General features: G+C 67.3%; 12 protein-coding genes and 1 pseudogene. 8 read left to right on the top strand and 5 right to left on the bottom strand.

Annotated features, from left to right (window positions below):
• Positions 1–229: 229 nt before the first annotated feature.
• From KUM40_RS38735 to KUM40_RS41915, 5 genes are read left to right on the top strand one after another with little or no spacing between them, the layout of a single operon-like run.
• On the top strand, positions 230–2,386 hold the full coding sequence (locus KUM40_RS38735) for an N-6 DNA methylase (protein ID WP_217171046.1): 2,157 nt from the start codon (positions 230–232) through the stop codon (positions 2,384–2,386).
• The gene (locus tag KUM40_RS38730) at positions 2,383–3,807 is read left to right on the top strand and encodes a restriction endonuclease subunit S (RefSeq protein ID WP_217171044.1); all 1,425 of its coding nucleotides are present in this window, start codon (positions 2,383–2,385) and stop codon (positions 3,805–3,807) included. The genes KUM40_RS38735 and KUM40_RS38730 overlap by 4 nt, the downstream gene beginning before the upstream one ends.
• Complete coding sequence (locus KUM40_RS38725; RefSeq protein ID WP_217171042.1) at positions 3,807–8,207, top strand: serine/threonine protein kinase; 4,401 nt, start codon at positions 3,807–3,809, stop codon at positions 8,205–8,207. The genes KUM40_RS38730 and KUM40_RS38725 overlap by 1 nt, the downstream gene beginning before the upstream one ends.
• Positions 8,198–9,844 (top strand): hypothetical protein, encoded by a 1,647-nt coding sequence (locus KUM40_RS38720; protein ID WP_217171040.1) that lies wholly within the window; start codon positions 8,198–8,200, stop codon positions 9,842–9,844. Before KUM40_RS38725 ends, KUM40_RS38720 begins: the two co-directional genes overlap by 10 nt.
• Positions 9,844–15,531, top strand: coding sequence for a hypothetical protein (locus tag KUM40_RS41915; protein WP_254396326.1), 5,688 nt, complete (start codon positions 9,844–9,846; stop codon positions 15,529–15,531). Before KUM40_RS38720 ends, KUM40_RS41915 begins: the two co-directional genes overlap by 1 nt.
• Before the next feature lie 169 nt (positions 15,532–15,700).
• Here the strand turns inward: KUM40_RS41915 and KUM40_RS38710 are convergent, their stop codons facing one another.
• The 4 genes and pseudogenes from KUM40_RS38710 to KUM40_RS38695 form a co-directional block, all read right to left on the bottom strand.
• Positions 15,701–16,141 (bottom strand): hypothetical protein, encoded by a 441-nt coding sequence (locus KUM40_RS38710; protein ID WP_254396355.1) that lies wholly within the window; start codon positions 16,139–16,141, stop codon positions 15,701–15,703.
• Positions 16,142–16,549: 408 nt separating this feature from the next.
• Positions 16,550–16,977: pseudogene (locus KUM40_RS38705) on the bottom strand (nucleotidyltransferase); the annotation flags it as partial.
• A gap of 2 nt (positions 16,978–16,979) precedes the next feature.
• Positions 16,980–17,570, bottom strand: coding sequence for an SLATT domain-containing protein (locus tag KUM40_RS38700; protein ID WP_217171038.1), 591 nt, complete (start codon positions 17,568–17,570; stop codon positions 16,980–16,982).
• Between the two features lie 939 nt (positions 17,571–18,509).
• Complete coding sequence (locus KUM40_RS38695) at positions 18,510–20,039, bottom strand: UDP-N-acetylglucosamine 1-carboxyvinyltransferase (protein ID WP_217171036.1); 1,530 nt, start codon at positions 20,037–20,039, stop codon at positions 18,510–18,512.
• A gap of 498 nt (positions 20,040–20,537) precedes the next feature.
• Between KUM40_RS38695 and acnA the strand changes: the two genes are divergently transcribed.
• On the top strand, positions 20,538–23,273 hold the full coding sequence (gene acnA / locus KUM40_RS38690; RefSeq protein WP_308401334.1) for an aconitate hydratase AcnA: 2,736 nt from the start codon (positions 20,538–20,540) through the stop codon (positions 23,271–23,273).
• Positions 23,274–23,401: 128 nt separating this feature from the next.
• Here the strand turns inward: acnA and KUM40_RS38685 are convergent, their stop codons facing one another.
• On the bottom strand, positions 23,402–24,394 hold the full coding sequence (locus KUM40_RS38685; protein ID WP_217171032.1) for an acetylxylan esterase: 993 nt from the start codon (positions 24,392–24,394) through the stop codon (positions 23,402–23,404).
• Between the two features lie 291 nt (positions 24,395–24,685).
• Here KUM40_RS38685 and KUM40_RS38680 point away from each other — a divergent pair, with 291 nt between their 5' ends.
• Together KUM40_RS38680 and KUM40_RS38675 are read left to right on the top strand one after the other, a co-directional pair.
• On the top strand, positions 24,686–25,606 hold the full coding sequence (locus KUM40_RS38680; RefSeq protein ID WP_217171030.1) for a sugar ABC transporter permease: 921 nt from the start codon (positions 24,686–24,688) through the stop codon (positions 25,604–25,606).
• On the top strand, positions 25,600–26,481 hold the full coding sequence (locus KUM40_RS38675; protein WP_217171028.1) for a carbohydrate ABC transporter permease: 882 nt from the start codon (positions 25,600–25,602) through the stop codon (positions 26,479–26,481). Before KUM40_RS38680 ends, KUM40_RS38675 begins: the two co-directional genes overlap by 7 nt.
• Positions 26,482–26,487: the final 6 nt, after the last annotated feature.

The following is a 26,487-nucleotide window of genomic DNA, read 5'->3' as shown; positions in this document are numbered from 1 at the left end:
CGCCGCTGGCCCAGCGCCTTCGCCCGCTGGCGCTCAGGCCTTGTCAGTGCTCCCCTGTAGGGTCCGCGGACACTGAACTGTGCACCCTCCGGCCTGGCGGAACGCGCCTTTGGAGGCGCCCGGGGGGTCGTAGGATCACAGGTGGCAACTGTGTTGGCGCACGCACAGACCGCCCTGGAGCGCAGGCTCCTACCCGCACCACCGAGCACAGGAAAGAAGCAGCACGTCAATGGAGGAACTGACCTTGGACCTGGACATCCCGCAGCGGCCCGAGGAGGACGCGGAGCCTGTCGCGGAGGGCTCCGAGCCTAAGGTCACGGCCCTCAAGGAGGGCCAGGTCGTCGACTACATCTCTGGCGACGCGATCAAGGAGACGGAGAAGGAGAAGGTCCGGCAGCGGATCGCCAGGGCCCTGGTGCATGAGCACGGCATCGACCCCGGCGACATGCAGCGCGACTTCTCCGTCACGGTCAGTGAGGAGGGTGCCAAGCGGAAGCGGAGCAAGAAGGCCGATATCGCGATCTTCGAGTCCGGCACCCTGCACACCACGGCGAACCTGCGGCGGGTCGTGATCTGCAAGCAGGAGCCTAAGCGCGGGAAGAACGTCGTCAAGCTCCGCGAGCCCGACCAGGCCCGGAAGGACCTGGAGGAGCTCCAGGAGCTGATGGGCAACGAGGACCGCCTGCAGTGCGCGGACGGCATGTGGACCGACGGTGTCGACTTCTTCTTTCTCAAGAAGGTGGCGGGCGACTTCGGCGCAGACTTCGAGGACCGCAGCGACTGGGAGGTCGTCGACGGCACCCTCGGCAGCCGCACCGTCGCCTCGCACCAGCGGCTGCGCCAGGCCGACCCGGAGATGCTCAAGATCGCCTTCCGGCGCTGCCACAACTACATCCACGGCAACGAGGGCATGCCGAAGGACGCTGCCTTCTGGCAGTTCCTCTACCTGCTCTTCGCCAAGATGTACGACGAGCGGGTCAGCCACGGCTCCGTGCACGGCCGGTTCCGCACCGGTCTGAAGGAGATGTTTGACCCGAACGGTCGCGCGGCCATCAGCAAGCGCGTCAAGGAGCTCTTCGAGGACGTCAAGAGTGAATACAAAGACGTTTTCAAGCCCACCGACGAGATCACCCTCTCCGACCGGGCTCTTGCCTTCATCGTCAGTGAGCTCGCTCCGTACGACCTGATCGGCACGGATGTCGACGCCAAGGGCATTGCCTATCAGGAACTCGTCGGCACCAACCTGCGTGGTGACCGAGGTCAGTACTTCACCCCGCGCGGCGCGGTCAACCTGATGGTCGAGATGCTCGACCCGAAGGAGGACGAGACCGTCCTTGACCCGACCTGCGGCACTGGCGGTTTCCTCCAGGCCACCCTCAAGCACCTGCACCAGACCTGGAAGAAGGAGGCCGGCACGCTCGGCTTCCCGGACACGGAGGAGGAGAGGGAGCGGTACGGCGACAAGCTTGAGGAGTTCGCGGACGAGCACCTGTTCGGCTCCGACTTCGACCCGTTCCTGGTGCGTGCGACGACCATGGCGATCATGACGCTCGCGCAGACCACGGGGAACGTCTTCCACATGGACTCGCTCGCCTTCCCGCGGGGACACCTCTCGGGCGTGGAGGCGGCAAAGAAGAAGATCCCGCTCGACAAGCCAACCGTGGACGTACTCCTGACCAACCCGCCCTTCGGCGCGGACATCCCGGTCAGCGATGAGTCGGTGCTCGGCTCGTTCCGTAACGGGATCGCTCGGTCGTGGGGCCGCAACAAGGAGACCGGCGCGGTCGAGGCGAGCACAACCAGCGTGCCGTCGAGCATGGCGCCGGAGCAGCTGTTCATCCAGCGCGCCATCGAGTGGGTCAAGCCGGGCGGGCGGATCGGCATCGTCCTGCCGAACGGCATCCTGTCGAACCCAGGGCCGACCGACGAGGCGATCCGCCGGTACATCCTGCGGAACTGCTGGGTTCTCGCGAGCGTCGAGCTGCCGGTGGAGACGTTCGTCGTCGACGCCAACGTCAACATCCTCACCACGCTCCTCTTCCTGAAGCGCAAGACCCGGCAGGAGATCCAGAACCACGACCTCGGGACGGAGAAGGCGTACCCCGTCTTCATGGCCGTCGCGGAGAAGGTCGGCTTCGACCGACGTGGCAACGACCTCTATAAGCGTGAGCCCAACGGGGAGATCGTGGTGGAGACGGAGGTCGTCATGGAACGGCTTCGGATCCGGGGCAAGGAGGTGACCCGGCCGCTGACCCGCAGCAAGAAGGTCATCGACAACGACCTGCCGGTGATCGCGGAGAAGTACCGGGAGTTCCGGGCGAAGTACCCGGTGCCGGGCGTGGACCCGCGTACGGCCAGGTCGGCGGGAACGGAGGTCGGGGCGTGAAGGTTGCCGAGCTGTCCAATCCGGTGAAGTCCGACTGGTTCACGGACCAGGGACTTCGGCTCGATGCCTCGCCGTATGTGGCAGGGTCTATGAAGACGAAGAAGCTGCTCGAGCAGTTGTCGAGGACGCAGCCGCTGGCGAGTCTGACGGCGGGGCGCAACGGAGGGATCTTCAACGGGCCCATGTTCCGGCGGGTCTACCTCACTGATCCGGAACACAGTGTGCCGTTCCTCGGGACGAAAGACATGATGGCGGCCGACTTGACCGGGCTGCCCCGGCTGCGTAAGTCGGATGCGGAATCGGTGACCTTGTCGTATCTCCAACTCAAGCCCGGGATGACACTGATCTCGTGCTCGGGATTCAACGCCGGTCGGCGGGCCTACGTCCGGCCCGATATGGGCGACTTCTGGTCTTCGCAGGACACCCTCAAGGTCGAACCCAACCCGGAGAAGATCAAGTCCGGGTACCTGTTCGCCTTCCTGCTCAGCAAGTTCGGCGAGTCGCTCGTGCGAGGGTCGGTGTACGGCTCGGCCGTGAAGCACATCGAGCCGCATCACATCGCGGGGCTGCCGGTGCCGCGATTGGGAACGGCGCTCGAGGGGCAGATCCACGACCTGGTGGAAGAGTGCGCGCGGCTGCGCGCCGAGTTCCAGTCGTCCTCGGTCAGCGCGACGAAGGACCTTTTCACGAGTGTGGGGCTGCCCGAGCTGATCGATGTCCGCTGGCATCAGCAGGAGCGGGACCTCGGGTTCGAGGTCCCGAGCGTGAGCTCTGCCTCGCTGCGAGCTTTGAATTTCGCGCCAAGAGCACACCGGCTGGTCGAAAAATTGGGCTCCGTGAGTGGGCGATCGCTCGGCTCCATCTGCGAGGGCGGCAGCCTCCGTACAGGAGCCCGGTTCAAGCGGATCGACAGCGATTCAGAGCACGGCGTCCGCCTCATCGGCCAACGTCAGTCGTTCTGGCTGCGCCCAGAGGGGCGCTGGATCAGTGAAGCGCACGCTCCCGATGACATTCGGCTCCAGGACGAGACGATTCTGGTTGCCGCGCGTGGCACCCTCGGCGAAAACGAGGTGTACAGCCGCTCCATTCTCGTGACTGGGTCATGGCTCAGGCATGCGTACAGCCAGGACTACGTTCGTGTCGTCAGCGGGGACTCTGACGTACCTGGTGCCTACCTGTTCGCCTTCTTCAGATCTGAGGCAGCATTCCGCGCCCTTCGGTCCTTCAGCGTCGGGGGCAAGCAGCAGGAATACCATCCGAGGTTCCTGCGTGAATTGCCGGTCCCTCTTGCGCCATCCGCCGACCGCGACCGCATCGCCGCCACTGTCCGCCACGCCTACAAATGCCGCGATAAAGCCGACGCCCTGGAGGACCGGGCCCTCGCGCTGCTCACCACTGCCATCGAGGAGGCCGCCGACTGATGGGTGCCAGGATCGTTGCTGTTGGGGAGGCCGTCAACGATGCCGAGCGGAGGGTGATCGCGCACCTGCGTGATCACGCCCCCGACGACTGGACGGTCCTGCACTCCATCGAGATTCCGTACAACCGGAACGAACTGTTCGAGGTCGACCTCGTCGTGGTCACCGGGCACGCCGTGTACGTCATCGACGTCAAGGGCACCCGGGGACGCATCGAGGTCGACGGCGGCCGTTGGCAGCCCTCTCACCGGGCGCCGTTCCGTTCCCCGCTGCCGAAGCTGCGCGGGCACGCCAAGCAGCTGAAGACGCTCCTGGAGACGGCCCACCGTCCGCTGTCCCGGCTCTACACGGACGCCCTCGTTGTCCTTCCCGCACCCGACGCCCTGCTCGTCGACCGGACGCCCCGCCAGCACGATGCCCGTGACACCGTCACCCTCCCGGACTTGATCGGCCGGCTCGCGGACGTGAGCCGTGTACCCACCTCGACCAACCGCTTCGAGACAGACCTCTCCGCGCACCGCGAACTGATTGTGCGCGCTCTGCAGGGTTCGTCTCGGCCGTCGTCGGACCCCCTGCGGTTCGGCAGTTGGGAAGTGATCGAGCGACTGAGCGAGACGGGCCCGGAGGAGGGCGACGACGTCCACCGCGAGTACCGGGCGAAGAACGCCCTCGCGGTGCAGGGGTCGGGCACGGTCCGACTCTCCGTCCGCAGGGCCGATACGTACGCGCCGGAGGCCGAGCGGCTTCAGCAGCAGAAGCGGATCGGCATCGCGTACGAGGCGCTCGGCAAGCTGCCCTCGCACCCGAACATCGTCGGGGTGCGGGACTTCTTCGCCGACGAGGGCAAGGACTCCTTCGTCACTGTCTACGACGACGTCCCGGGACACGCCCTCGCCCTGCACCTGTCCGGGGCCGCCGACCCGCTGACCGCCGATGCGAAGCTGCGGACGATCCGTCACATGCTGATGGGCCTGGCCCACGCGCACAGCCGCCTGATCGCGCACCGCGAGCTGAACCCGTCCACAGTGCTGATTGCGCAGGACGGCCGGGCGATGCTGACCGGTTTCGAGTACGCGAAGACCGCGCAGCGCCGCGCCCATACGGTCATGCGGGAGGCGTACCAGGCCGCCGATCGCGCGTATCTGGCGCCCGAGTGCCATGCCGACCCGGCGGCGATGGGCATGAAGGCGGACATCTACGCCGTCGGTGTCCTCGGGTTCCAACTCCTCACCGGTGAGCTGCCGTTCACCTCCGCCACCGAGCAGGCTGACGCGGCAGGGCGGCTCCCGGCGCAGGTCCTCGAAGCCACCGAGGTCCGCGTCGAACTGGCTCACTGGCTGCAGAAGTTGTGCGTGACGGCTCCGGACGACCGGCCGACCGCCATGGAGGCACTGCGCCGCCTGGGCCTGGTGATGGGAGCGGGAAGGGCTCCTGCCCGGCGTATCGGCTCGTCGGCCGCAGTTCCTTCAGCTACTCCTGCGTCCTCCGCCGTGCAGCCCATGCAGGACGGCCCGCGGGGCCCGGAGTTCTTCCGTGACCTGCCGACCGACCACCAGCTCGGTACGAAGTACCTGGTGCGCCACCGTCTCGGCCGTCCCGGCTCGTTCGGTGTGGCTTATCGGGTGTACGACACGATAAGGAGTGTCGACCGGGCGGTGAAGCTGGTCCTGCGGGACCGGGACTCCGTCCTGGAGCGGCTGCGCCGCGAGGCGGGCGTCCTGGACCGGCTGCAGGACGCCCCGCACCCCAATGTGGTGTCGATGGTGGACGCGGACCGGTTGATGCCACCGGACGAGTACCCGTACCTGGTCTTCGAGTTCGTCGACGGCAAGGACGTCGCCGAGGTGATCCGCGGCGGCCGGATGGGCGCGGCGGACGTGCTGCGGCTCGCGATCGACACTGCGCGCGGGCTGCGTCACATTCATGATCGCGGGGTATGGCACTGCGACATCAAGCCGAGCAACCTGCTGTGGACCGATGACGGCGTCAAGCTGATCGACTTCGGGATCTCGAAGACCTCCGACTCCTCCGAGGGGCACAGCTACACCAGCCCCCGCTACAGCCCGCCGGACCTGGACCAGGTGCCCGCCGACGCCTCTGGCTACACCGACCGGGACCTCTTCGGCTTGGGCGTCACGCTGTACGAGGCGCTGACCGGCGGGCTGTACCCGTGGGAGGGTGTCGGGCGCCCCTCGCCCGGTGTGCCGCCGGTGGACCCGCGCACCGCGTACAGCGGTTTCGGTGATCTGGCGCCCGGTTTCGCCGAGATCATGCTGCGCGTGATCTCCCCGTACCGGGCGGAGCGGTTCCCCACGGCCGAGGAACTGCTGCGTGCGTTGGAGGCGCTGGAATCCGCACGCGTCGCCCCTACACCGCTTCTACCAGCCGTGTCGCCGTCGTCCCAGCGGTCTCAGCATCCGCCGGCGCCACCGGCTGACCCCAGTGTCGGTCAGGAGCTGCAAGAGCCCGAGCCGAACTCCAATCCGTTCGTGGCACACCTGCAGACGCTGTACAGCCAGAGCCGCCGCAGCAACCGGGGCACTCGCGGCCTCGATCCGCGCACGATGTCCGTGTACGTCGAGACGGCCTTGGACCGGGAGCTCGTGCCCGCGCTGCGGGAGGGCCGGCACGCGCTGGTCGTGGTGACCGGCAACGCGGGTGACGGCAAGACGGCTTTCCTGGAGCGGTTCGAGCGCCAGGCGCGCGAGCTCGGCGCCGAGCTCGGGCCGCGCCGGGCCAACGGCAGCGACTTCACCCTGGACGGGCAGCGGTTCCGTACCAACCACGACGGCAGCCAGGACGAGGGTGAGGTGAGCGGCGACGATGTACTGACGGAGTTTTTCGCACCGTTCGCCGGAGCCGACGAATCGGCATGGCAGGTCGCCGGGGAGACCCGGTTGATCGCCATCAACGAGGGGCGTCTGGTCGACTTCCTCAGCCATCACCACGACCGCTTCCCGCATCTCGCCAAGGTGGCCAACCTCGGCCTGGAGGGACGGGACACCGGGCAGGCCGTCGCCGTCGTCAACCTCAACGCACGTGATGTCGCGGCCCGGCCCCTCGGTGCCGACGGCGAACCGCAGGACGGCGAATCGCTCCTGGAGCGCATGCTCGACCGGATGACGCACGACCGGTTCTGGGAGGATTGTGAGCGCTGCGACCTGGCCGCCACCTGTTATGCCCGGCACAACGCCCAGACCTTCCAGCACCCCACCGCCGGCCCGCAGGCCGCGCGTCGTATGCGCCGCCTTTACGAGGTGACCCAGCTACGCGGAAGGCTCCACATCACCCTGCGCGACCTGCGCTCCGCGCTCGCTTACACCCTCACCGCGGGCCGCGACTGCGCCGAGATCCACCAGCTGTACGCGGCCGGTTCCGGTCAGGAGATGCTGGATAGCTTCTACTTCTCCGCCCACCTCGGCGCCCCGGCCGCCGCCGACGGCAGTCCGAGCGAGCGGGACCGACTGCTGACTCTGCTGCGCGAGGCCGATGTGGCGGCGGTCCCGCAGCCGCAGCTCGACCGTCGTCTGGACTACGCCGGGCTCCTGGAGGACCGGGCGCTGGTCGCGGTCGACGGGCGCGGCGACCGCGATCGCGTACTGCTGCGCGGCGCGTTCGAGCAGCTCGGCCGGTCGGTCACCGAACGCGTCTCCCAGGCCGCTGCCCACCGCCACTACGTGGACACAGCCCGCCGCCTGCTCTACTTCGAACTCCACGACGAGGACCGTGCGGAGCGGATGCTGCCGTACCCGTCGGTGCTGCACTTCATGGCGCTGTTGTCCCGAGCAACGCAGACGGGCACCAAGGAGCGGGACCGGATCCTGCGGGCGCTCAACCGTGGTGAGGGACTCGTGGCCCCCGAGCGGATCGGCGACGCCCTCGCGCTGAAGGTACGCGACGTACCCGGCGGCACCATCCGTACCTTCCGCCGCTTCCCCGCCGAAGGGTTCCAGCTCGAACCGGGAGACGCAGCGGCCTCGCCGTACATCGAGTCGGGGCGCACCTCGCTGCGGCTGAGCTACCGGGATCCGGCCGGGAGCCAGGGAGGGACGGCCGAACTCGACATCCGACTGGACCTGTTCGAGCTCCTCCAGCGGTTCGAGCGCGGCTACCGGCCGTCCGTGACCGACCTGCAAGGGCAGCAGCTTGCCCTCGCCGTGTTCAAGAACCGGCTGGCGGCCGTGCCGTACCAGGAGATCCTGCTCACCACGCACGGACACGACCTGCGACGGATCCACCGCAGCGAGGACTCCGTCCTGCACATGGAAGAACTGACAGCACGGTCCGGCGACGACCACAGCGATGCGGACAGCGACGGCCTGGCCGTCGCGGGAACCACGACCGACACCGCGGCCGGCATCGCAGGGGACGTAGCGAGGGTGGAGGAGACCACATGGCGCTGAGCGGTTCCCTGGGGACGTTCCACCACCCCGGCATCAGCCGGCTCGACTACAAGACACTGGACATGGACCGTGTCCTGACCGGGCTGCTCGCCCGCCTGTGGCACCAGGGCATGCCCAGCAAGATCAACCGCTCCAACGAGCTCAAGGTCGACGTCTTCGTCAAGCTGTTTCTGGACCACCCGGAAGTCTTCGACGGCTTCGACCGGGAGACCACCACCCGGTGGGCCTCCACCCATCTCCTCGACATGGTTAACCGGGGCAGGGCCACCGAGGCGGTGGCCGGTCCCAGGCCGCTGCACGGTCTCACCTACCGGTTCCGCAACAAGCGCAAGTCCCGCCCGTACGGGGCCGACGAGCAGCTGTACGAGATGCTCGCCACCGAAGAGGGGGCCTTGGACCAGCTCCGCGAGTTCTTCTTCTCCGACGTCGACCGCGCCACCGCGGAGATCACCCCGGGGACGGACACCGACGTAGAGACCCAGGCGCTGCTCCACCTGGTGGAACAGGCGGGCGGACAGATGCGGGACCGGCCCGACACCACCCGCCCCCGCACCCCCTACCCCGCCCTGTGCGCCGAACCGGCCCGCCAGCTGTGCCGGGATGTCCTGCGGCTGCTCTACCACCAGGACCACATGCCCCGGACCGTCCTTGTGGACTACCTGAAGATCCTCTTCGCCTTTCACCTGGCCCTCTACCACCTGCGGATGATGAAGCTGCTGCCCACCGCGATCGAGGCCGGATCGGCGCCCGCCACCTGCCGGACCGGGCATCAGAGCACGCGGACGGCGGATCGCTGCCCGCACCGCGTCCGGCTCTTCGTGGACGTCGAGGGCCTGCCCGGGACCCCGGCGGCTGCGCTCGCCGAGCGCAGCGCCGGCATTTGGTACGGGCGGATCACGCGTTTCGTCCAGGCGACCTATCAGATCAAGAAGCTCGACGAGTTCTCCGAGAACCTCGTCAAGAGCCAGAAGCTGGCCCCGCCCGTGGGCCGGAGCTACTTCACCCCGGCCGAGGTCCTGCGGCGGCTCTCCACCTATCCCAAGGAACGCGAGGCGTTCTTCCTTCAGCGCGCCACCCGAGTACGGGACGAGGAGAAGGACCTTCCACCAGAGCTGAAGCAGATCACCCAGCTCGGGCTCAACGCCTTCGACGAGTACATCGAGATGCTGATGCACTACAAGGGCAGCTACTACCGCAGCTACTTCATCGACTGCCTCGACTCGATGATGCTCAAGCACCGGCCCGGTGCCCTGCTCGCCCAGCCGCGCGGCAGACGCGACACCGCCGTCCGACGATTCGTCCTGGACGCGCGCCTGCTCGAAGTGCTCCTCCAAGTGTCGCTCCTGAGGGAGGAGGACGATGGCTCCGGCAATCTGCGTACCACGTCCATGCGCGTGGACGAGTTCCTCACTCTGCTGCGCGAACGGTACGGACTCCACATCGACCAGCTGCCCGACGGCGACGGCTTCTCCGGCGCCCACCTGGACGACCAGGCCGCACTGCGTGCAAACGCTGCGGCCTTCCTCAACCGACTGCGCGAGATCGGCTACTACAAGGACATGTCGGACGCCTATCTGACGCAGACCATCACTCCCCGGTACATCATCGGGGCCGCGGTGACGGGGGCGACGGCCTGATGAGCAGCACTACCACCACCGGCCTTGCGGAGCCCACCGCGAAGGACCTCCGCGAAGCCCTCGAGGGCGTCCTCGTACCGCGCCTGGCCAAGCTGGTCGGCAAGCGGGGTGCCGGGCACTGCATGCGGGTCACCGCGGTGGAGACCGAGCTGGCGGCCGCGCTGGTTCGCCGGCTCCGGGGAGCACTCGGGCCCGCCACCACCGTCTGTGTCCTGGGCACCACCGAGGATCTCGCTCCCGAACAGCCGCACCACGACACCGTCGTCACCAGCACCAAACTGGTCGAGCTTCGCAACCGCACTGAAAGTGACGACGCGAACGAGAACAGCCAGCCCGGACCGCTCCTCGTCTTCGTCCCCCCGGGCACTCGGGTCAGCGCCGAGGACTCCTTCGGCATCGCGACCTTCGAGGAAGTACCACTCGGCGACGCCTACGCCCAGCTGGCCGACCACCTTCTCGACCAGGTACCGGACCGGCTGCGGCCCGGCGTCGACGAGCTGCTCGCCGTACTCCGCGACAGGCCTGGGCACCTGACGGGCGACCGGGCCATCGCCCTGTACCTGCTGACGCTCCGGACCAACGACTACCGCGACCAGGTCGCGGGGGCCGCCGTCTATCACTTCGGCCTGGTACCCGACTTCGAGCTGTACGCCGACCCGTCGCTCGTCAAGGACCGGGCCGACCGGAACCGCAAGCTGGTCGATAAACTCACTACCTCCAGCCGCTCGGAGCGTCAGCGAGTCCTCGATCTGGGGCTGACCGACGCAGACTTCGCCGGCAGGCTCGCGGGATTTGCCACCCGCTGCGGCCTGGAGGACCCGGTGACATGGACCCGTCGTATCGTCGTCGACCGGGAGAACTGGACGCTCTCCTACGGGAACTGGCGCGTCGACGAACGGCGCCGCGCCACCGTCTCAATCGAGGTACGCGAACTCGGTCTGCCCGCCGCCGGCGACAACGCCGAGGAGCTGCAGGCCCACCCGGCGCTCGAAGCCATCGTGGGGCAGCCCTACATGCTCGCCGGGGACAAGGGCGTTCGCGAGCTGACAGCTCGGTTCACCGTCGAACCGTCCCCCCTCAAGGTGGAGGGTCTTGAACGCTTCCGCGTGGAGATCGTCTCGGAGAGCGGCGGGCCGATCGGGCGGATCGCCCACGTCGCCAAGGGGACCCGGGCCAAGCCTGATTACAAGACACCACCGCTGCGCCGCCTGAACAAGATCGACTGGGAGGAGGGGTGGCACTACCTCAAAATCACCCCGCTCGACGCCTCCGGTGACGCTCTCGACATCGCCCCTGGTGCGCATGACCTGCCCGGCGGCGAGAGCGAACGCTTCTACGTCGTCCCCGAGGGGGAAGCCGAGGAGCCGCCGGAGCGCAGTGCCGGGCGCTATGACGGCATCACTCAGGCGCTGCGCTCACTGCAGTTCGACGCGCTGGCCGCCGGGGACGATCCGGCCCGTGTCAACTTGACGGACGTCCGCTGGAAGACCACTTCGGCGCGCAGCCCTCTGCGCGCCCTCAACGCCCGGATCCACACGGCGGGAAGCGCAGAGATCCGGCTCTCCCCGCTGCTCGTGCAACTCCAGCAGGACCTACTCGCCCGCCCCCAGGACACCTCCCTGCGCCGGCTCGTACTGCGCCCCGACGGCACCAGCGAGACCCCCGCGGGGAACGAGGAGGACTTGTCCCTCGCCCTGACCGGGAGGGCTGCCGAGGCCTACGACCGCTACCTTGCGACGCGCCACGTCTATTTCGCCGCCCTGTGCGGCCAGGCGGGAGAACTTGCCAATCCTGATCAGCTTCTGGTCAGCGAGGCTGTCGACTTCGAGGCGGTCCGGGACGAACTGGTCGCCTACATCGAGGCCTACGCGGAACTGGTGGAAGCCCAGTCGCTTCAGGCGGAGCGGGCTGGTGACGGTGCCCGGGGTGCCGCGCTGGTGGCGCTGGCCCGCATCCAGCAGGGCGACTGCGCTGCCGTCACCCTCACTGATGGTCTCGGCGGGCGCGAGACGGTTCTGCTTGTCTCCCCGACGCACCCCCTTCGCGCACTCTGGCTAGCGACCTGGTCGGCCCTGGGACGGGACTGGGCCGCGCGCCTCGCCGGTGAGGACAAGCGCCGGGTCATCGCCGCGCGCGACTCCTTCCTCCAGGCCCTCTCACCCTTGGGTTTCCCGTTCGCCGTCCCGCGCCAGGACGGCCGACTCATGACAGCTGCGGACAACCTCACCCCGTACTGGGCCGCCTACCTGCCCAGCGAGACCGCCGACCCCCGTGGCCTGCTCGGCCGGCTCACCACAGCGCTGCACCTTCCGGCCGCCGGCCCCCGCGCTGCAGGCGGAGCCGGTGCGTTGTCCGGCACGGCGCTCGCCGACCGGATCGAGCGGTACGTACGCCTCCACCCGTACGTCCGCACCCTGGTCATGAACGTCGTCAACGCAGGCCGCGCGGAGATCGTCGCTGATGCTCTCCTCGAGCTGCAGCGCCGCACTCCCACCCGGGACCTCACCTACGACATTCGGCTGTGCGTGTCCGGCCCGGAAGCCCCCGAGTCCGGTGCGGCGCTGGGTGAACTGATCAGCGCGCAGAGTCGGTTCGCCTCCACCGAGGCGGAGGCGTTCCTGCACGCTGCGGAAGGCACCCGCAGCGCGAAACTCGTCTACTCCGTCCGCTCGGTGGAGGAATTCAGCGAACCCGGAGCCGAGTTCGACGCCCATCTGACCGTACTCATCGACGCCTTCGGCGGGGAACAGCACGGTTCCATCACACGCCACGACATCGCGCACGCCCCGGTCCACGGCCTGGTACAGCCGACGTCCTCCACGTACGAGGACAATGAGCAGCAGATCGTGTGGCGGACCATGCCACGCCACGGCAACGCCCTGCCCGCCGAGGACGCGGAGGACCTTGCCACTCTCCTGAGTCGGCTGCCCGGACTCCTCGCCGGCGCCGCGGCCAACGTCGCCACCGCGGGACAGGCGCCGCGCCATGTGCCGTGCACCGTCCTTTCCCTCGACAACGCCGACCGGGCCCTGCTCTACCAGGCCCACCAGGTCGGCGACTGGGTCGTCACCATCGACAGGACCATCGGCCTGGAGTACTTCGACCACGCCGGACAACGCGACCGACCCGAGTACGTCATCGACTATGCGCCCTCGCTGGACAGCGGCCTCGGCCACCAGATCATGGTCAGCTCGAACTCGGTCGACGAACTGCGCACTCTGCTCGGACCGACCGCCCAGCAGCACGGGCTCGACGTCGAACAGCGCCACCTCAACACCTTCTTCGAGCAACTGCGCCTACTCTCCGGCAACCTCGCCTTCAAGCTGGCCTCCACCGCCCCCACCCAGCGCACCGAAGTACTCGGCCTCGCCCTGGCCCGCCTCTATCTGGACTACCAGGACGTCCTGCACAATCAGATCGTCGTACCCCTGGACGCCCACCCCGAGCTATACGCCGAAGTACGCCGTCAGGCCCGGGAACTCGGCGATGCCCTCTCCTTCCAGCGCAGCGACCTCGCTCTGTTCCATCTCGACGCGCGGGCCCGGACCATCACCTGTCGCCTCGTCGAGGTCAAGTGTTACACCGCGCTCGACGACATCGGTGCCTACCAGCGCCTCAAGGCCAAGGTCACCCAGCAGCTCGGACGGAGCCAGACCGTCCTCGCCGAGTCCTTCGATCCGGCCCACATCAACCCAGACCGGGTGGACCGGCCGGTCAAAAACCTGGCCCTCGGCTCCCTGCTCCGCTTCTACCTGGAGCGGGCGGCACGCCACGGGACCATGGGGCATGCCCCCAGGACGGCGGCCCACGCCCTGCTCGACAACCTCGACGACGGCTACGCCCTCCACTTCACCCGCAGCGGCCTGATCTTCGACCTCGCTCGCGAGGGAACCGACCGCGAACTCGACGACGAGGTCGAGTTGCACCGCATCGGCAGTGATCTGATCACCGAGCTGATCAATGCGATTCCCACTGTTCGGCCGGGCGTACCCGCGCCCACGGACCTAGCCGTTGAGGAGGAGGATGGAGCGGCCACCGCTCCCACCCTGGCACTGTCGCAGTTGGCCGTGCCACGGCTCTCCGACGCCGAGTTCCGGGCACCTGACGTACAGGACGAGCGAGATGCCAAAGATGCCCAGGAGGTAGACCGCGGGCAGGCCGGTGGGGGCAAGGCAGCGACCATCCTCGACACAGACGAGGTCGCGAACGGCAACGAGACCACGCCGCTCACCGCACCTGAGCGTGCGGGGCGTGCGACAGGTCCGGCCCAGCCCGTGGCAACTTCGACCGTGCCAGCTTCCGACGCGGCGGGGGCGGCCCCGGTGTCTCTCTCTTCGGAAGGAACCTCATCGGCTGCTGCTCCTCCGGGCGGTACCGGAAATCCGCTGCGGACGGGCACCGTCCCGGAAAGTCAGGGCTTTCACGAGTCGCCGACCATCGATGGCCAGCCCACCTCTGGCACACCGGGATCGGCTTCACCAGGGGGCCTCCCCGAGATCTTCCTCGGCGTCACCGGACCCTCCCCGCAACACGGTGTACTCGGCGAAGTAGCCGGCCGAAAAGTCGCGGTCGATCTCGACGAAACCCACACCATCAGCCTCTTCGGCGTACAAGGAGGCGGCAAGAGCTACACCCTGGGCAGCATCATCGAGATGGCCTCGCTGCCTGCCCCGCCGGTCAACGAACTTCCCCGCCCTCTCGCGACCGTGGTGTTCCACTACAGCCGCACCATGGACTACGCGCCGGAGTTCACTTCCATGGCGCGCTCAAATGATGACCAGGCGCAGCTCCAGGTCCTGAAGGAGCGCTACGGAGCCGAACCCCAAGCGCTGTCGGACGTGCTGCTGCTCGCCCCCGCCGTCCAGGTCGCCGACCGCCGACGGGAATTCCCCAGCATCGACGTCCAGCCGCTCGCTTTCTCCTCCGCCGAACTTCAGGCATCCCACTGGCGCTTCCTTATGGGAGCGGTCGGCAACCAGTCAACGTACATCCGGCAGCTGACCCGCATCATGAAGTCGAACCGCAACAACCTGAACCTCGGCGTCATCCGGCAGGGCGTGGCCGACTCCGGTATGCCCGACCACGTCAAGCAACTGGCCCACGAGCGGCTCAACCTCGCCGAGGACTACATCGACGACGATGCCCGGCTCACCAGCCTCATCCGACCCGGCCGACTGATCATCGTTGACCTCCGCGACGAGTACATCGAGAAGGACGAAGCGCTCGGTCTCTTCGTCGTCCTGATGCAGCTGTTCGCCGAGGCGCGCAGCGGGGACGAACACTTCAACAAGCTGGTCGTCTTCGACGAAGCGCACAAGTACATCGACAGCCCGGACCTCGTCGCCGGCCTAGTCGAGACCGTCCGCGAGATGCGCCACAAGGGAATGAGCATCCTGGTCGCCAGCCAGGACCCGCCCTCCGTACCGATCTCCCTGATCGAACTCTCCGACCACGTCATCCTGCACAAGTTCACCTCTCCGGCCTGGTTGAAGCACCTCCAGAAGGCGAACACCGCCTTCGCCAGTCTGCGCTCTGAGCAGATGGCGCAGCTTCAGCCCGGCGAGGCGTACGTGTGGGCGAGTAAGTCCACTGACCCGGCGTTCACTCACGGAGCCGTCCGAATGCGATGCCGTCCTCGGGTGACCCGGCATGGCGGAGGGACGAAGACGGCAACGGGCGGACAGTGAGCTGGCAGCACGTCGCCCAGAGTCGGTCTCCGAACGAGGTGGTACCGAAGCGCGCCAGGGTAGGTCCTCGATCACATCGGAGCTTCGGCAATTCCCATACACCATTGCCTCACCTGCACAAACGTCAGATCAGCCGCGTTTGCCACAGCCCTGACAGCCTCCTGCCCTGTCAAGCGATCGGCACATCTATGCGGTCGCGTGCGACCGCTACACCGTCCTTAATGATGTAGCACTCGACAACATGCTCGCCGCGGAACTTCGTGCGCTCATGGCGAGCATCCTGGCGGTTTGACTTGATGATCTGTCCGCGGATTTCGTTGCGCTTCTCGGCCTCGCTTCCGCGGTTGAGTACTTTCCACCACACCTCGAACGGTCGATCAGCGCTGCATTCGACGATGGTGAAGTCGAGTGTCTTGTTGGCGTGAAGGAAAGTTCTCTCCTCAAGCATCTTCCGCAGAGAGGCGGGCCGCCATCCGTTCTGGGCGACTTCGCAATCGATCGTGAGCGAGTGGCGAATGTCGACAGGGTACCAATCCTCGATGAACTGTTCGGTGTTGTCGAACGCGTGGGCAGCACTTACGGCCTTCAACGGCACTGATGTGCCGAACATGCTGCGCCACTTTTTGTTGGCTGTCGCAGTCCCCTCTGACGCGATCGCTTCGAGACTCCGCTTGTACGCCTTCTTCGCTTTCGGCTGGAAGCCCTTCTTCGCCGCCACATTCTGGCCACTGCCCAGCGCGGAGTAGTAGCTTTGATCGGGCTGGCCAGCGAGGAATTCGAAGAAGTCGCGGACCATCAAGTCGTACGTGTGCAGTCCGGCTGAATTATAGCATTCGGTCCGTGAGAAGAAGCGGTGTACGAGAGTGTCGATGAGCAGGCCCCCCATATTAACGCCATGGGTGTTCTTCCATGCGCGGACCATCCGGGCGAGATGACGCATGTTGTTCGACGTGCGCTCGTTGCACTCCTGCGTCGCACGGATCTCGTCGCGTGGCTTGGTGACCTTCCATCCTCTATCAACAGAATCGGGATAGGAGAAGCTCTTGTCGTCGTTTTCGAAGACTGGCTGGACCTCAAACTTGAAGCTATTGCTAGAGAACTGCACGCGCACGACGCACTGGTCGACACGGACCTCGGTATTCGGGTACCGCTTCTGTAGCGTGTCCTTGACCTGTGTGAGAATTCGTCGCGGGCCGTTTCGCCGGCGTGGTTCGCGCGTATGCTGGGCGGGAGAGCATAGAGCATGTCCAGGTCCGATACGCCGCGGATGGCTGTGTGGCGACCATATGAACCCACCATCAATCGGTGCTCGGTGGAGCCCTCCTTTGCCCTGAACTCCTTGTTAAGAGCCTTGGTTATCTCATCGCGACGCGACGCGACGGTGATATTACTGTCGCCGACCTTCAGGTTCTGGAGAAGGCTGCTAAAAAGCTCTGAGGTTTCCATTCTCACGCCTCATCTTCGTTGAGTCGCAGGGCGCCGGGCAAGAATAGGTCGATTTCTCGAGACGTGAACGTCATTTCCTCGTTGTTCTGCAGCCCGTCACTGGCCCTGGAGAATGCCCTGGCGCTGGTCCTGGGGGCATCCGCGTACGCGGCCCGCGCGGCCTCCTGTAGCTCCTCGCGGCGAGAGCGCGCATCGGGCGCTGAAGCCGCGCCGGACATGACGTCGGCGATCAAAGACAGGTAGGACTCGCGGACGTCCCAGAGCTGCGAAGCGACGTCACGGTGGGACTCGGCTTCCTCGGCGAACTTGAACGTCTTGGTGCTCAGGCTCGCCACCGTGACGAGGAGCGCGATGAAGGACGTCGCGAGACTGGCCTGCTGGGGATTCACCACGACCCCCAGCACGGAAGCCAAGAAGGTTCCGGAGCTGATCGCCGTGAGGCTGACGAGAGCCACTTGCTGCCATCTGTGCCGGCGGAAGCATATGTCCGCCTGCTTCTCGTGTGTTTTGTGGCTGTAGACCACGCGACCGAATGTCTCGCGCACCTGTGTCAGCAGATAGAGATCGCGGTGGTTCGGATGCTCACTCGTCATGTCGCTCCGTTGTCCATGGCCAGGACGTGCACCCGGTGGGTTCCTCTTGGGCATCTGGAGCCCCGGAAGAGCGACGGCTACTGACGTTCGCTGCACACTCCGATTATGGCCGGTTCCACTGACACTCAGCCGGGATTCACCAGAATCACGGACCAGGGGGTCCGGGCTCATGGGGGAACTGCCTACCGCAGCAGTAGCTATCACGAAGATTCGGTTGCCCCAAACCGCTGCATCTTCGAATCCTGATGCCCCTCGCCGGCAGACATGCGCAGCATCTCGGCGCGCAGGCGCTGGGACGGAGCGTCCGCTGTTTCGGCAGCGTTTGCCTCGGACACACGCGATGCGTTACCAACCCAAGCGCGCCGTTGAGACCGCCTTCGTGAACGTCCAGACCGCGGCGACGTGCAGGGGCACTTGCACCCCGCGGCCATTGCAGGGGGTGAATTTTGGGTGATTACCCCTCAGGTTTCCCCATCCGGCAACGGCAGGCCCCTGTTCCCACGAGCTGGGTGCAGGCTCAGCACGTGACACGGCGCCCGTCTACGACAGAGGACCCGCGCCTGCGTGGTGTCGGTCCTCTCTCGTGGCGAGGTAGTCAGCCGGAGGAGTCGGATGCGTCGCCGGGCCCCAGGCTCCGTCGCGAGGTCGGGGATATCGGGCGGATGGCGGTTCACCTCGTCGACGACGCGCGGTCGGCGTGAGGCGACCAACGTCGGACGTCGCGAGGTCGCTTCGCCGACAACTCTGCGCAAGGGCTGACGGCTACTCAGCACTTTCTGACGCGCCATCAACCAATCAAGATCATCTTGCACATGCGCTGCACAAGGTGCTGAAAAACAACAGTGATCAGCGAAGGGCTGTGAAGGTAGGTATCCGCAGGTCAGCTGGCATGTTGAGCTGCCGTGCCCCTTGCCTCCAAGGGGCACGACATCCCGCCGGTCAGATGTCCCGGAACGTCTCGATCTGCGCCCCGATCGAGTTCAGCCGCTCGGCGAGGTCCTCGTAGCCGCGGTTGATGACGTAGACGTTGCGCAGCACCGACGTGCCCTCGGCGGCCATCATGGCCAGGAGGACGACCACGGCGGGGCGCAGGGCCGGCGGGCACATCATCTCGGCGGCGCGCCAGCGGGTGGGGCCCTCGACCAGGACGCGGTGGGGGTCCAGGAGTTGGAGGCGGCCGCCCAGGCGGTTCAGGTCGGTCAGGTAGATGGCGCGGTTGTCGTAGACCCAGTCGTGGATCAGGGTCTGGCCCTGGGCGGAGGCGGCGATGGCCGCGAAGAACGGGACGTTGTCGATGTTCAGGCCCGGGAAGGGCATGGGGTGGATCTTGTCGATCGGTGCCTCGAGTTTGGAGGGGCGGACGGTGAGGTCGACCAGGCGCGTGCGGCCGTTGTCCGCGAAGTATTCGGGCGTGCGGTCGTGGTCGAGGCCCATCTCCTCCAGGACCGCCAGCTCGATCTCCAGGAACTCGATGGGCACGCGCCGCACCGTCAGCTCCGACTCCGTGACCACGGCGGCGGCCAGCAGGCTCATCGCCTCTACCGGGTCCTCGGAGGGGGAGTAGTCCACGTCGGCGTCGATGACCGGCATGCCGTGCACGGTGAGGGTGGTGGTGCCGATGCCTTCGACGCGGACGCCGAGAGCCTCCAGGAAGAAGCACAGGTCCTGGACCATGTAGTTGGAGGAGGCGTTGCGGATGACGGTGACGCCGTCGTGCCGGGCGGCGGCCAGGAGGGCGTTCTCCGTCACCGTGTCGCCCCGCTCGGTCAGCACGATCGGGCGGTCCGGGCGCACCTGGCGGTCGACCACCGCGTGGTAGTGGCCCTCGGTCGCCGCGACGTCCAGGCCGAACCGGCGCAGCGCGATCATGTGCGGCTCGATGGTCCGGGTGCCGAGGTCGCAGCCGCCGGCGTAGGGCAGCTTGAAGCGGTCCATGCGGTGCAGCAGCGGGCCGAGGAACATGATGATCGAGCGGGTGCGGACGGCGGCCTCGGCGTCGATGGCCTCCATGTCCAGCTCGGAGGGCGGCACGATCTCCAGGTCGGTGCCGTCGTTGATCCAGCGCGTGCGCACACCGATGGAGTTGAGCACCTCCAGGAGGCGGTAGACCTCCTCGATGCGGGCGACCCGGCGCAGCACCGTGCGCCCCTTGTTGAGCAGCGAGGCGCACAGCAGGGCCACGCAGGCGTTCTTGCTGGTCTTGACGTCGATGGCGCCGGACAGGCGGCGGCCGCCGACCACACGCAGGTGCATCGGACCCGCGTAGCCCAGGGAGACGATTTCGCTGTCCAGCGCTTCGCCGATCCGGGCGATCATCTCAAGGCTGATGTTCTGGTTGCCGCGCTCGATGCGGTTGACGGCGCTCTGGCTGGTGTTGAGCGCCTCCGCGAGCTGTGACTGCGTCCAGCCGCGGTGCTGCCGCGCGTCACGGATGAGCTTGCCGATGCGTACGAGGTAGTCGTCTGCCATGAGGTTGAGGCTATCTCAGATATGAGATCGCGCCTCACGGGGGGTCTGTTCGGGTGACGCGACGTCAAAGGTGCCCCGGTGGCGCCGCGGCGGCGGCTGCTCGTCGTTGTGCGATGTCATCCGAAAGGTTCTGGTAAATCCGTCGATGTCGTACGGCGTCCGGTGCTGCTGGGGGTGGTGGGCGGCCTCCTTTCGGGGTGTGCCGGGACTGGATCGGCATGGATCGGGTACCCCGGTTCGGCTTGGCCATGGCCGTACGGGTCACCCGGGTGAGTGCACGGTGGGGCGCACGCCACACGGTGCCCGGGCATGACCAGACCGCCCCTATGTACTAGAGTTATCTCGACATCGAGATATCTGCCGAGGCGCACCGCAGCCGCACGTCGCTATCGGGCCTGGTGGTAAGGGTTACCTAACTTAGCCCAACCTCAGCGAATCGGCCAGGGCGGCGTGGCGGCAGGATGCGGTGGTACGCGCACATAAATGAAGGAGACTGTCGTGTCGGCGAACAGCTTCGACGCCCGCAGCACACTGCAGGTGGGCGACGAGTCGTACGAGATCTTCCGGCTGGACAAGGTCGAGGGCTCCGCGCGCCTTCCCTACAGCCTGAAGGTCCTGCTGGAGAACCTGCTCCGTACCGAGGACGGCGCGAACATCACCGCCGACCACATCCGGGCCCTCGGCGGCTGGGACTCGCAGGCGCAGCCGTCGCAGGAGATCCAGTTCACGCCCGCCCGCGTGATCATGCAGGACTTCACCGGCGTGCCCTGTGTCGTCGACCTCGCCACCATGCGCGAGGCCGTCAAGGAGCTCGGCGGTGACGCGGCGAAGATCAACCCGCTGGCGCCGGCCGAGCTGGTCATCGACCACTCCGTCATCGCCGACAAGTTCGGTACCAACGAGGCGTTCAAGCAGAACGTAGACCTGGAGTACGGCCGCAACAAGGAGCGCTACCAGTTCCTGCGCTGGGGCCAGACCGCCTTCGACGAGTTCAAGGTCGTCCCGCCCGGCACCGGCATCGTCCACCAGGTGAACATCGAGCACCTGGCCCGCGTCGTCATGACCCGTGAGGGCAAGGCGTACCCCGACACGCTGGTCGGCACCGACTCGCACACCACCATGGTCAACGGCCTCGGCGTGCTCGGCTGGGGCGTCGGCGGCATCGAGGCCGAGGCCGCGATGCTCGGCCAGCCGGTGTCCATGCTGATCCCGCGCGTCGTCGGCTTCAAGCTGACCGGCGAGCTGACGCCCGGCACCACCGCCACCGACCTGGTGCTCACCATCACCGAGATGCTGCGCAAGCACGGCGTCGTCGGCAAGTTCGTCGAGTTCTACGGCGAGGGCGTCGCCGCCACGAGCCTCGCCAACCGCGCCACCATCGGCAACATGTCGCCGGAGTTCGGCTCCACCGCCGCGATCTTCCCGGTCGACGACGAGACGCTGAACTACATGCGCCTGACCGGCCGCAGCGACCAGCAGGTCGCGCTCGTCGAGGCGTACGCCAAGGAGCAGGGCCTCTGGCTGGACCCGCAGGCCGAGCCGGACTTCTCCGAGAAGCTGGTGCTCGACCTGTCCACGGTCGTGCCCTCCATCGCCGGCCCGAAGCGCCCGCAGGACCGCATCGTCCTCGCGGACGCGAAGACCCAGTTCGCCCAGGACGTGCGCAACTACGTCAAGGACGGCGGCGACGTCGACGAGGCCGGCCAGGAGTCCTTCCCGGCCTCCGACGCGCCGGCCATCTCCAACGGCGCGCCCTCCCACAAGGTGAAGGTCACCGCCCCCGACGGCACGGAGTACGAGCTGGACCACGGCGCGGTCACCGTCGCGGCCATCACCTCCTGCACCAACACCTCCAACCCGTACGTCATGGTCGCCGCCGCGCTGGTCGCCAAGAAGGCGGTGGAGAAGGGCCTGACCCGCAAGCCGTGGGTCAAGACCACCCTCGCCCCGGGCTCCAAGGTCGTCACCGACTACTTCGAGAAGGCGGGCCTGACCCCGTACCTCGACAAGGTCGGCTTCAACCTCGTCGGCTACGGCTGCACCACCTGCATCGGCAACTCCGGCCCGCTGCCGGACGAGGTCTCCAAGGCCGTCAACGACCACGACCTCGCCGTCACCTCGGTGCTCTCCGGCAACCGCAACTTCGAGGGCCGGATCAACCCCGACGTCAAGATGAACTACCTGGCGTCCCCGCCGCTGGTCGTCGCCTACGCGCTGGCCGGCTCCATGAAGGTGGACATCACCCGCGAGGCCCTCGGGTACGACCAGGACAACAACCCGGTCTTCCTGAAGGACATCTGGCCGACCGAGGCCGAGGTCAACGACGTCGTCGCCAACACCATCGGCGAGGACATGTTCTCCAAGTCCTACAGCGACGTCTTCGCGGGCGACGCCCAGTGGCAGGCGCTGTCGATCCCGACCGGCGACACCTTCGAGTGGGACGCCGAGTCCACCTACGTGCGCAAGCCCCCGTACTTCGAGGGCATGGGCATGGAGTCGGCCCCGGTCGAGGACATCTCCGGCGCCCGGGTCCTCGCCAAGCTGGGCGACTCGGTCACCACCGACCACATCTCCCCGGCCGGCGCCATCAAGGCCGACACCCCCGCGGGCAAGTACCTCACGGAGCACGGCGTCGAGCGCCGCGACTTCAACAGCTACGGCTCGCGCCGCGGCAACCACGAGATCATGATCCGCGGCACGTTCGCCAACATCCGCCTGCGCAACCAGATCGCGCCGGGCACCGAGGGCGGCTACACCCGCGACTTCACCCAGGCTGCGACTGCTGACGCGGCTCCGGTCTCGTTCATCTACGACGCCTCCAGCAACTACATCGAGCAGAACATCCCGCTCGTCGTGCTGGCCGGCAAGGAGTACGGTTCCGGCTCGTCCCGCGACTGGGCCGCCAAGGGCACCGCGCTCCTCGGCGTCCAGGCCGTCATCGCCGAGTCGTACGAGCGCATCCACCGCTCGAACCTCATCGGCATGGGCGTCCTGCCGCTGCAGTTCCCGGAGGGCCACACCGCCGACTCGCTCCGGCTGACCGGCGAGGAGTCCTTCTCCGTCTCCGGCGTGACCGAGCTGAACGACGGCACCATCCCGGGCACGGTGAAGGTCACCACCGACACCGGCATCGAGTTCGACGCGGTCGTCCGCATCGACACCCCGGGTGAGGCGGACTACTACCGCAACGGCGGCATCCTGCAGTACGTGCTGCGCAGCCTGATCCGCAAGTAGGCCGCAACGCAGAACAGTTGACGCACAACAGTTGACGCACGACAGTTGAGGGCCGCAGCCCCGTCGCCGGGGGTGCGGCCCTCGCTCATGCCTCGGCTCATGCCTCAGCTCAATTAACCGTTCATGCCTCAGTCGGACGCCCACACCCCCGCCAGCCAGGCCAGTTGGCGGCGTACATGCACCGCGTCCCCGCCCTCGTGTCCGTTGAACGGGTACGCGTGGATCTCCTTGCGAGGCTCGGCGCCGGACAGTTCCGCGTACCGGTTGAAGGCGGCGTACGCCCCGCTCGGCGGGCACACCGTGTCGCGCAGGCCCACGCCGAAGTGGGCCGGTGCGTGCGCGCGGCGGGCGAAGGAGATGCCCTCCAGGTAGGAGAGGGTGCGGTGGGCGGCGTTCTCGGCGCCCCGGCGCACCGACAGATACGCCGCGATCTCGCCGTAGGGCCCGGCGTCCGTCAGGTCCAGCGCGCGGCGGATTCCGCACAGCAGCGGGGCGGAGACCAGTACCGCCGCCAGGTCCTGCACCAGGCCCGCGACGGCCAGCGCCAGCCCGCCGCCCTGGCTGTTGCCGACGGCCGCGACGCGCCCCGGGTCTACGCCGGGCAGCGCCCGCACCGCCGAGACCGCGCGCACCGCGTCCGTGATCAGACGGCGCCAGTGGTGGTCGTGCGGGTCGAGCAGGCCCCGCACCGCAGGGCCGGGGCCGCCCGGCGCGGCGGCGTGCGGGTCGGGGGTGTCGCCGCCGCAGCCGTACTGGTCGCCCTGGCCCCGGTTGTCCATCAGCAGGTGCGCGTACCCGGCGGTCACCCAGGTCAGCCGCTCGTGGGGGAGGCCGCGGCCGCGCCCGTATCCGGCGTACTCGACGACCGCGGGCAGCGGCCGGTCCGCGACGGCGGGTCTGCTGAACCACGCGCGCACCGGGTCGCCGCCGAAGCCCTTGAAGATCACGTCCCAGGTGCGCGTCAGGCGCAGTCCGGTCTCCACCGGGTGCGCCGACACCAGGGGTTCGCAGGCCGAGGACCGGACGACGGTGTCGCGCCAGAACGCGTCGAAGTCGTCGGGCTCGTCGAGGTCGGGGCGGTGGCGCGCCAACTCCGTCGGGGACAGATCGAACGCGGGCACGGCGGCACCTCGCAGCGGGTTCGGGGGACTGGGGCACCGGGGTACCGGGCGACCGGGCGGGTACCTGGGGGCGATCGTTGCGGTAACAATCCAGAAAGGTGCGGTCGACGGTAACAGCTCAACACCGCTATTCCCAGGCTCGGATCATCAATTCACGAAGCGTCTGATGGCCCAAGACTCCAGTGTGTACCGGCCATTGACACCGCTTTCCCCATGCCTTTAAGTTGCCGCGAAGTTACCGGCAGGCCGTCGAAAGTTTCGAGTGCCTGCATGTCGCGGGGAGGCCCGAGCATGAGCACCTCCACCACGCCGGCCAACTGGCGGCGGGCGCTGCGCCGGGACTGGCGGCTGTACTCGCTGGCCGTCCTGCCGCTGCTGTTCTTCCTTGTCTTCCGCTATCTGCCGATGATCGGCAACGTGATCGCCTTCCGCCGCTTCCAGCCCGGCGGTTCGATCCTGGGGGAGCAGTGGGTCGGCCTGCGCTATGTGCAGATGTTCCTCAGCGACCCCACCTTCTGGCAGGTCTTCCGCAACACCCTCTGGATCGGCGGCCTCACCCTCGTCTTCTGCTTCCCCATCCCCATCGTGCTCGCGCTGCTCCTCAACGAGGTGCGCACGCGGGCCCTGAAACGGTTCGTGCAGTCGGTGTCGTACCTGCCGCACTTCCTGTCGATCGTGATCGTCGCCGGCATCACCCTGCAGATGCTCGCCACCGACGGCCCGGTCAACCACGTCCTCGGCTGGTTCGGTCAGGACCCGGTCCGGTTCATCCAGGAGCCCGAGTGGTTCCGCACCATCTACGTGGGCTCGGAGATCTGGCAGACCGCCGGGTGGGGCACCATCCTCTACCTGACCGCGCTCACCACGATCGACGACGACCTCTACGAGGCGGCCCGCATCGACGGCGCGAGCCGCTGGCGGCAGATCTGGCATGTCACCCTGCCCGGCATCCGCCCCACCATGATCACCCTGCTGATCCTCAACATCGGCACCTTCCTGGCGGTCGGCTTCGAGAAGATCCTGCTCCTGTACAACCCGCTGACCTACGAGACCGGTGACGTGATCTCCACCTACCTCTACCGCACCGGCGTGGAGTCCAACAGCTTCAGCTACGCCGCCGCCATCGGCCTGTTCGAGGCGGTCATCGGCCTGGTCCTGATCACCTCGGCCAACCTGCTCTCGCGCCGCACGGTGGGGACGAGCCTGTGGTGAACGTCGACCGGCCCACCCGGGGCTACCGCGTCTTCCAGGGCGTCAACGGGCTGATCCTCACCGGCGTCGTGGTGGTGACGCTCTACCCGTTCGCCAACATCGTCGCCCGCTCCTTCAGCGGTGAGCGCCACATCCGCGCCGGCGAGGTGACCCTGTGGCCCAAGGGCTTCAACCTCACCACCTACGAGATCGTCTTCCGGGACGGCACATTCTGGCGCAACTACGGCAACACCGTGTTCTACACGGTCGTCTCGACCGTCGTCGCCATGGTCCTGACGACCTGTTACGCCTACGTCCTGTCGAAGAGGAACCTCAAGGGCCGCGGAGTCCTCGTCGGCATCGCCGTGTTCACCATGTTCTTCTCCGGCGGCCTCATCCCCACCTACGTGCTCATCACCAGCCTCGACCTGAAGAACACGGTGTGGGCGCTGGCCCTGCCCAACGCGATCAGCGTCTTCAACCTGCTGGTCATGAAGGCCTTCTTCGAAAGCCTGCCGGACGATCTGGAGGAGGCCGCGCAGATCGACGGCCTGAGCACCTACGGCATCCTCCTCAGGATCGTGCTGCCGCTGTCGAAGGCGGTCGTCGCGACGATGGTGCTGTTCTACTCGGTGTCCTTCTGGAACTCCTGGTTCGGTGCCTTCCTCTACATGGACCGGGCCGAACTCATGCCGGTCACGGTCTATCTGCGCAACCTCATCGCGGGCGCCACCGGGGGCACCGGCGCCGGCGCGGGCACCGAGCAGCTCACCCAGGTCGCGGCCAACATCCAGGCCGTCACCATCGTGCTCACCGCGCTGCCCATCCTCTGCGTGTACCCGTTCGTCCAGCGCTACTTCGTGTCGGGCGTGATGCTCGGCGCGGTCAAGGGCTGAGTCCCA

The organism is Streptomyces sp. AC512_CC834, from assembly GCF_019049325.1.
Lineage (GTDB): Bacteria > Actinomycetota > Actinomycetes > Streptomycetales > Streptomycetaceae > Streptomyces.
Note: the sequence above shows the minus strand (reverse complement) of the source record. Positions and strands in the feature narration are given on the sequence as shown.

Bases quoted from the DNA above. Each gene is read 5' to 3' on its own strand.
- KUM40_RS38720 (WP_217171040.1), top strand. From the start codon at position 8,198: ATGGCGCTGAGCGGTTCCCTGGGGACGTTCCACCACCCCGGCATCAGC.
- KUM40_RS38735 (WP_217171046.1), top strand. From the start codon at position 230: ATGGAGGAACTGACCTTGGACCTGGACATCCCGCAGCGGCCCGAGGAG.
- KUM40_RS38680 (WP_217171030.1), top strand. From the start codon at position 24,686: ATGAGCACCTCCACCACGCCGGCCAACTGGCGGCGGGCGCTGCGCCGG.
- KUM40_RS38700 (WP_217171038.1), bottom strand. From the start codon at position 17,570: ATGACGAGTGAGCATCCGAACCACCGCGATCTCTATCTGCTGACACAG.
- KUM40_RS41915 (WP_254396326.1), top strand. From the start codon at position 9,844: ATGAGCAGCACTACCACCACCGGCCTTGCGGAGCCCACCGCGAAGGAC.
- KUM40_RS38725 (WP_217171042.1), top strand. From the start codon at position 3,807: ATGGGTGCCAGGATCGTTGCTGTTGGGGAGGCCGTCAACGATGCCGAG.
- KUM40_RS38695 (WP_217171036.1), bottom strand. From the start codon at position 20,039: ATGGCAGACGACTACCTCGTACGCATCGGCAAGCTCATCCGTGACGCG.
- KUM40_RS38710 (WP_254396355.1), bottom strand. From the start codon at position 16,141: ATGTTCGGCACATCAGTGCCGTTGAAGGCCGTAAGTGCTGCCCACGCG.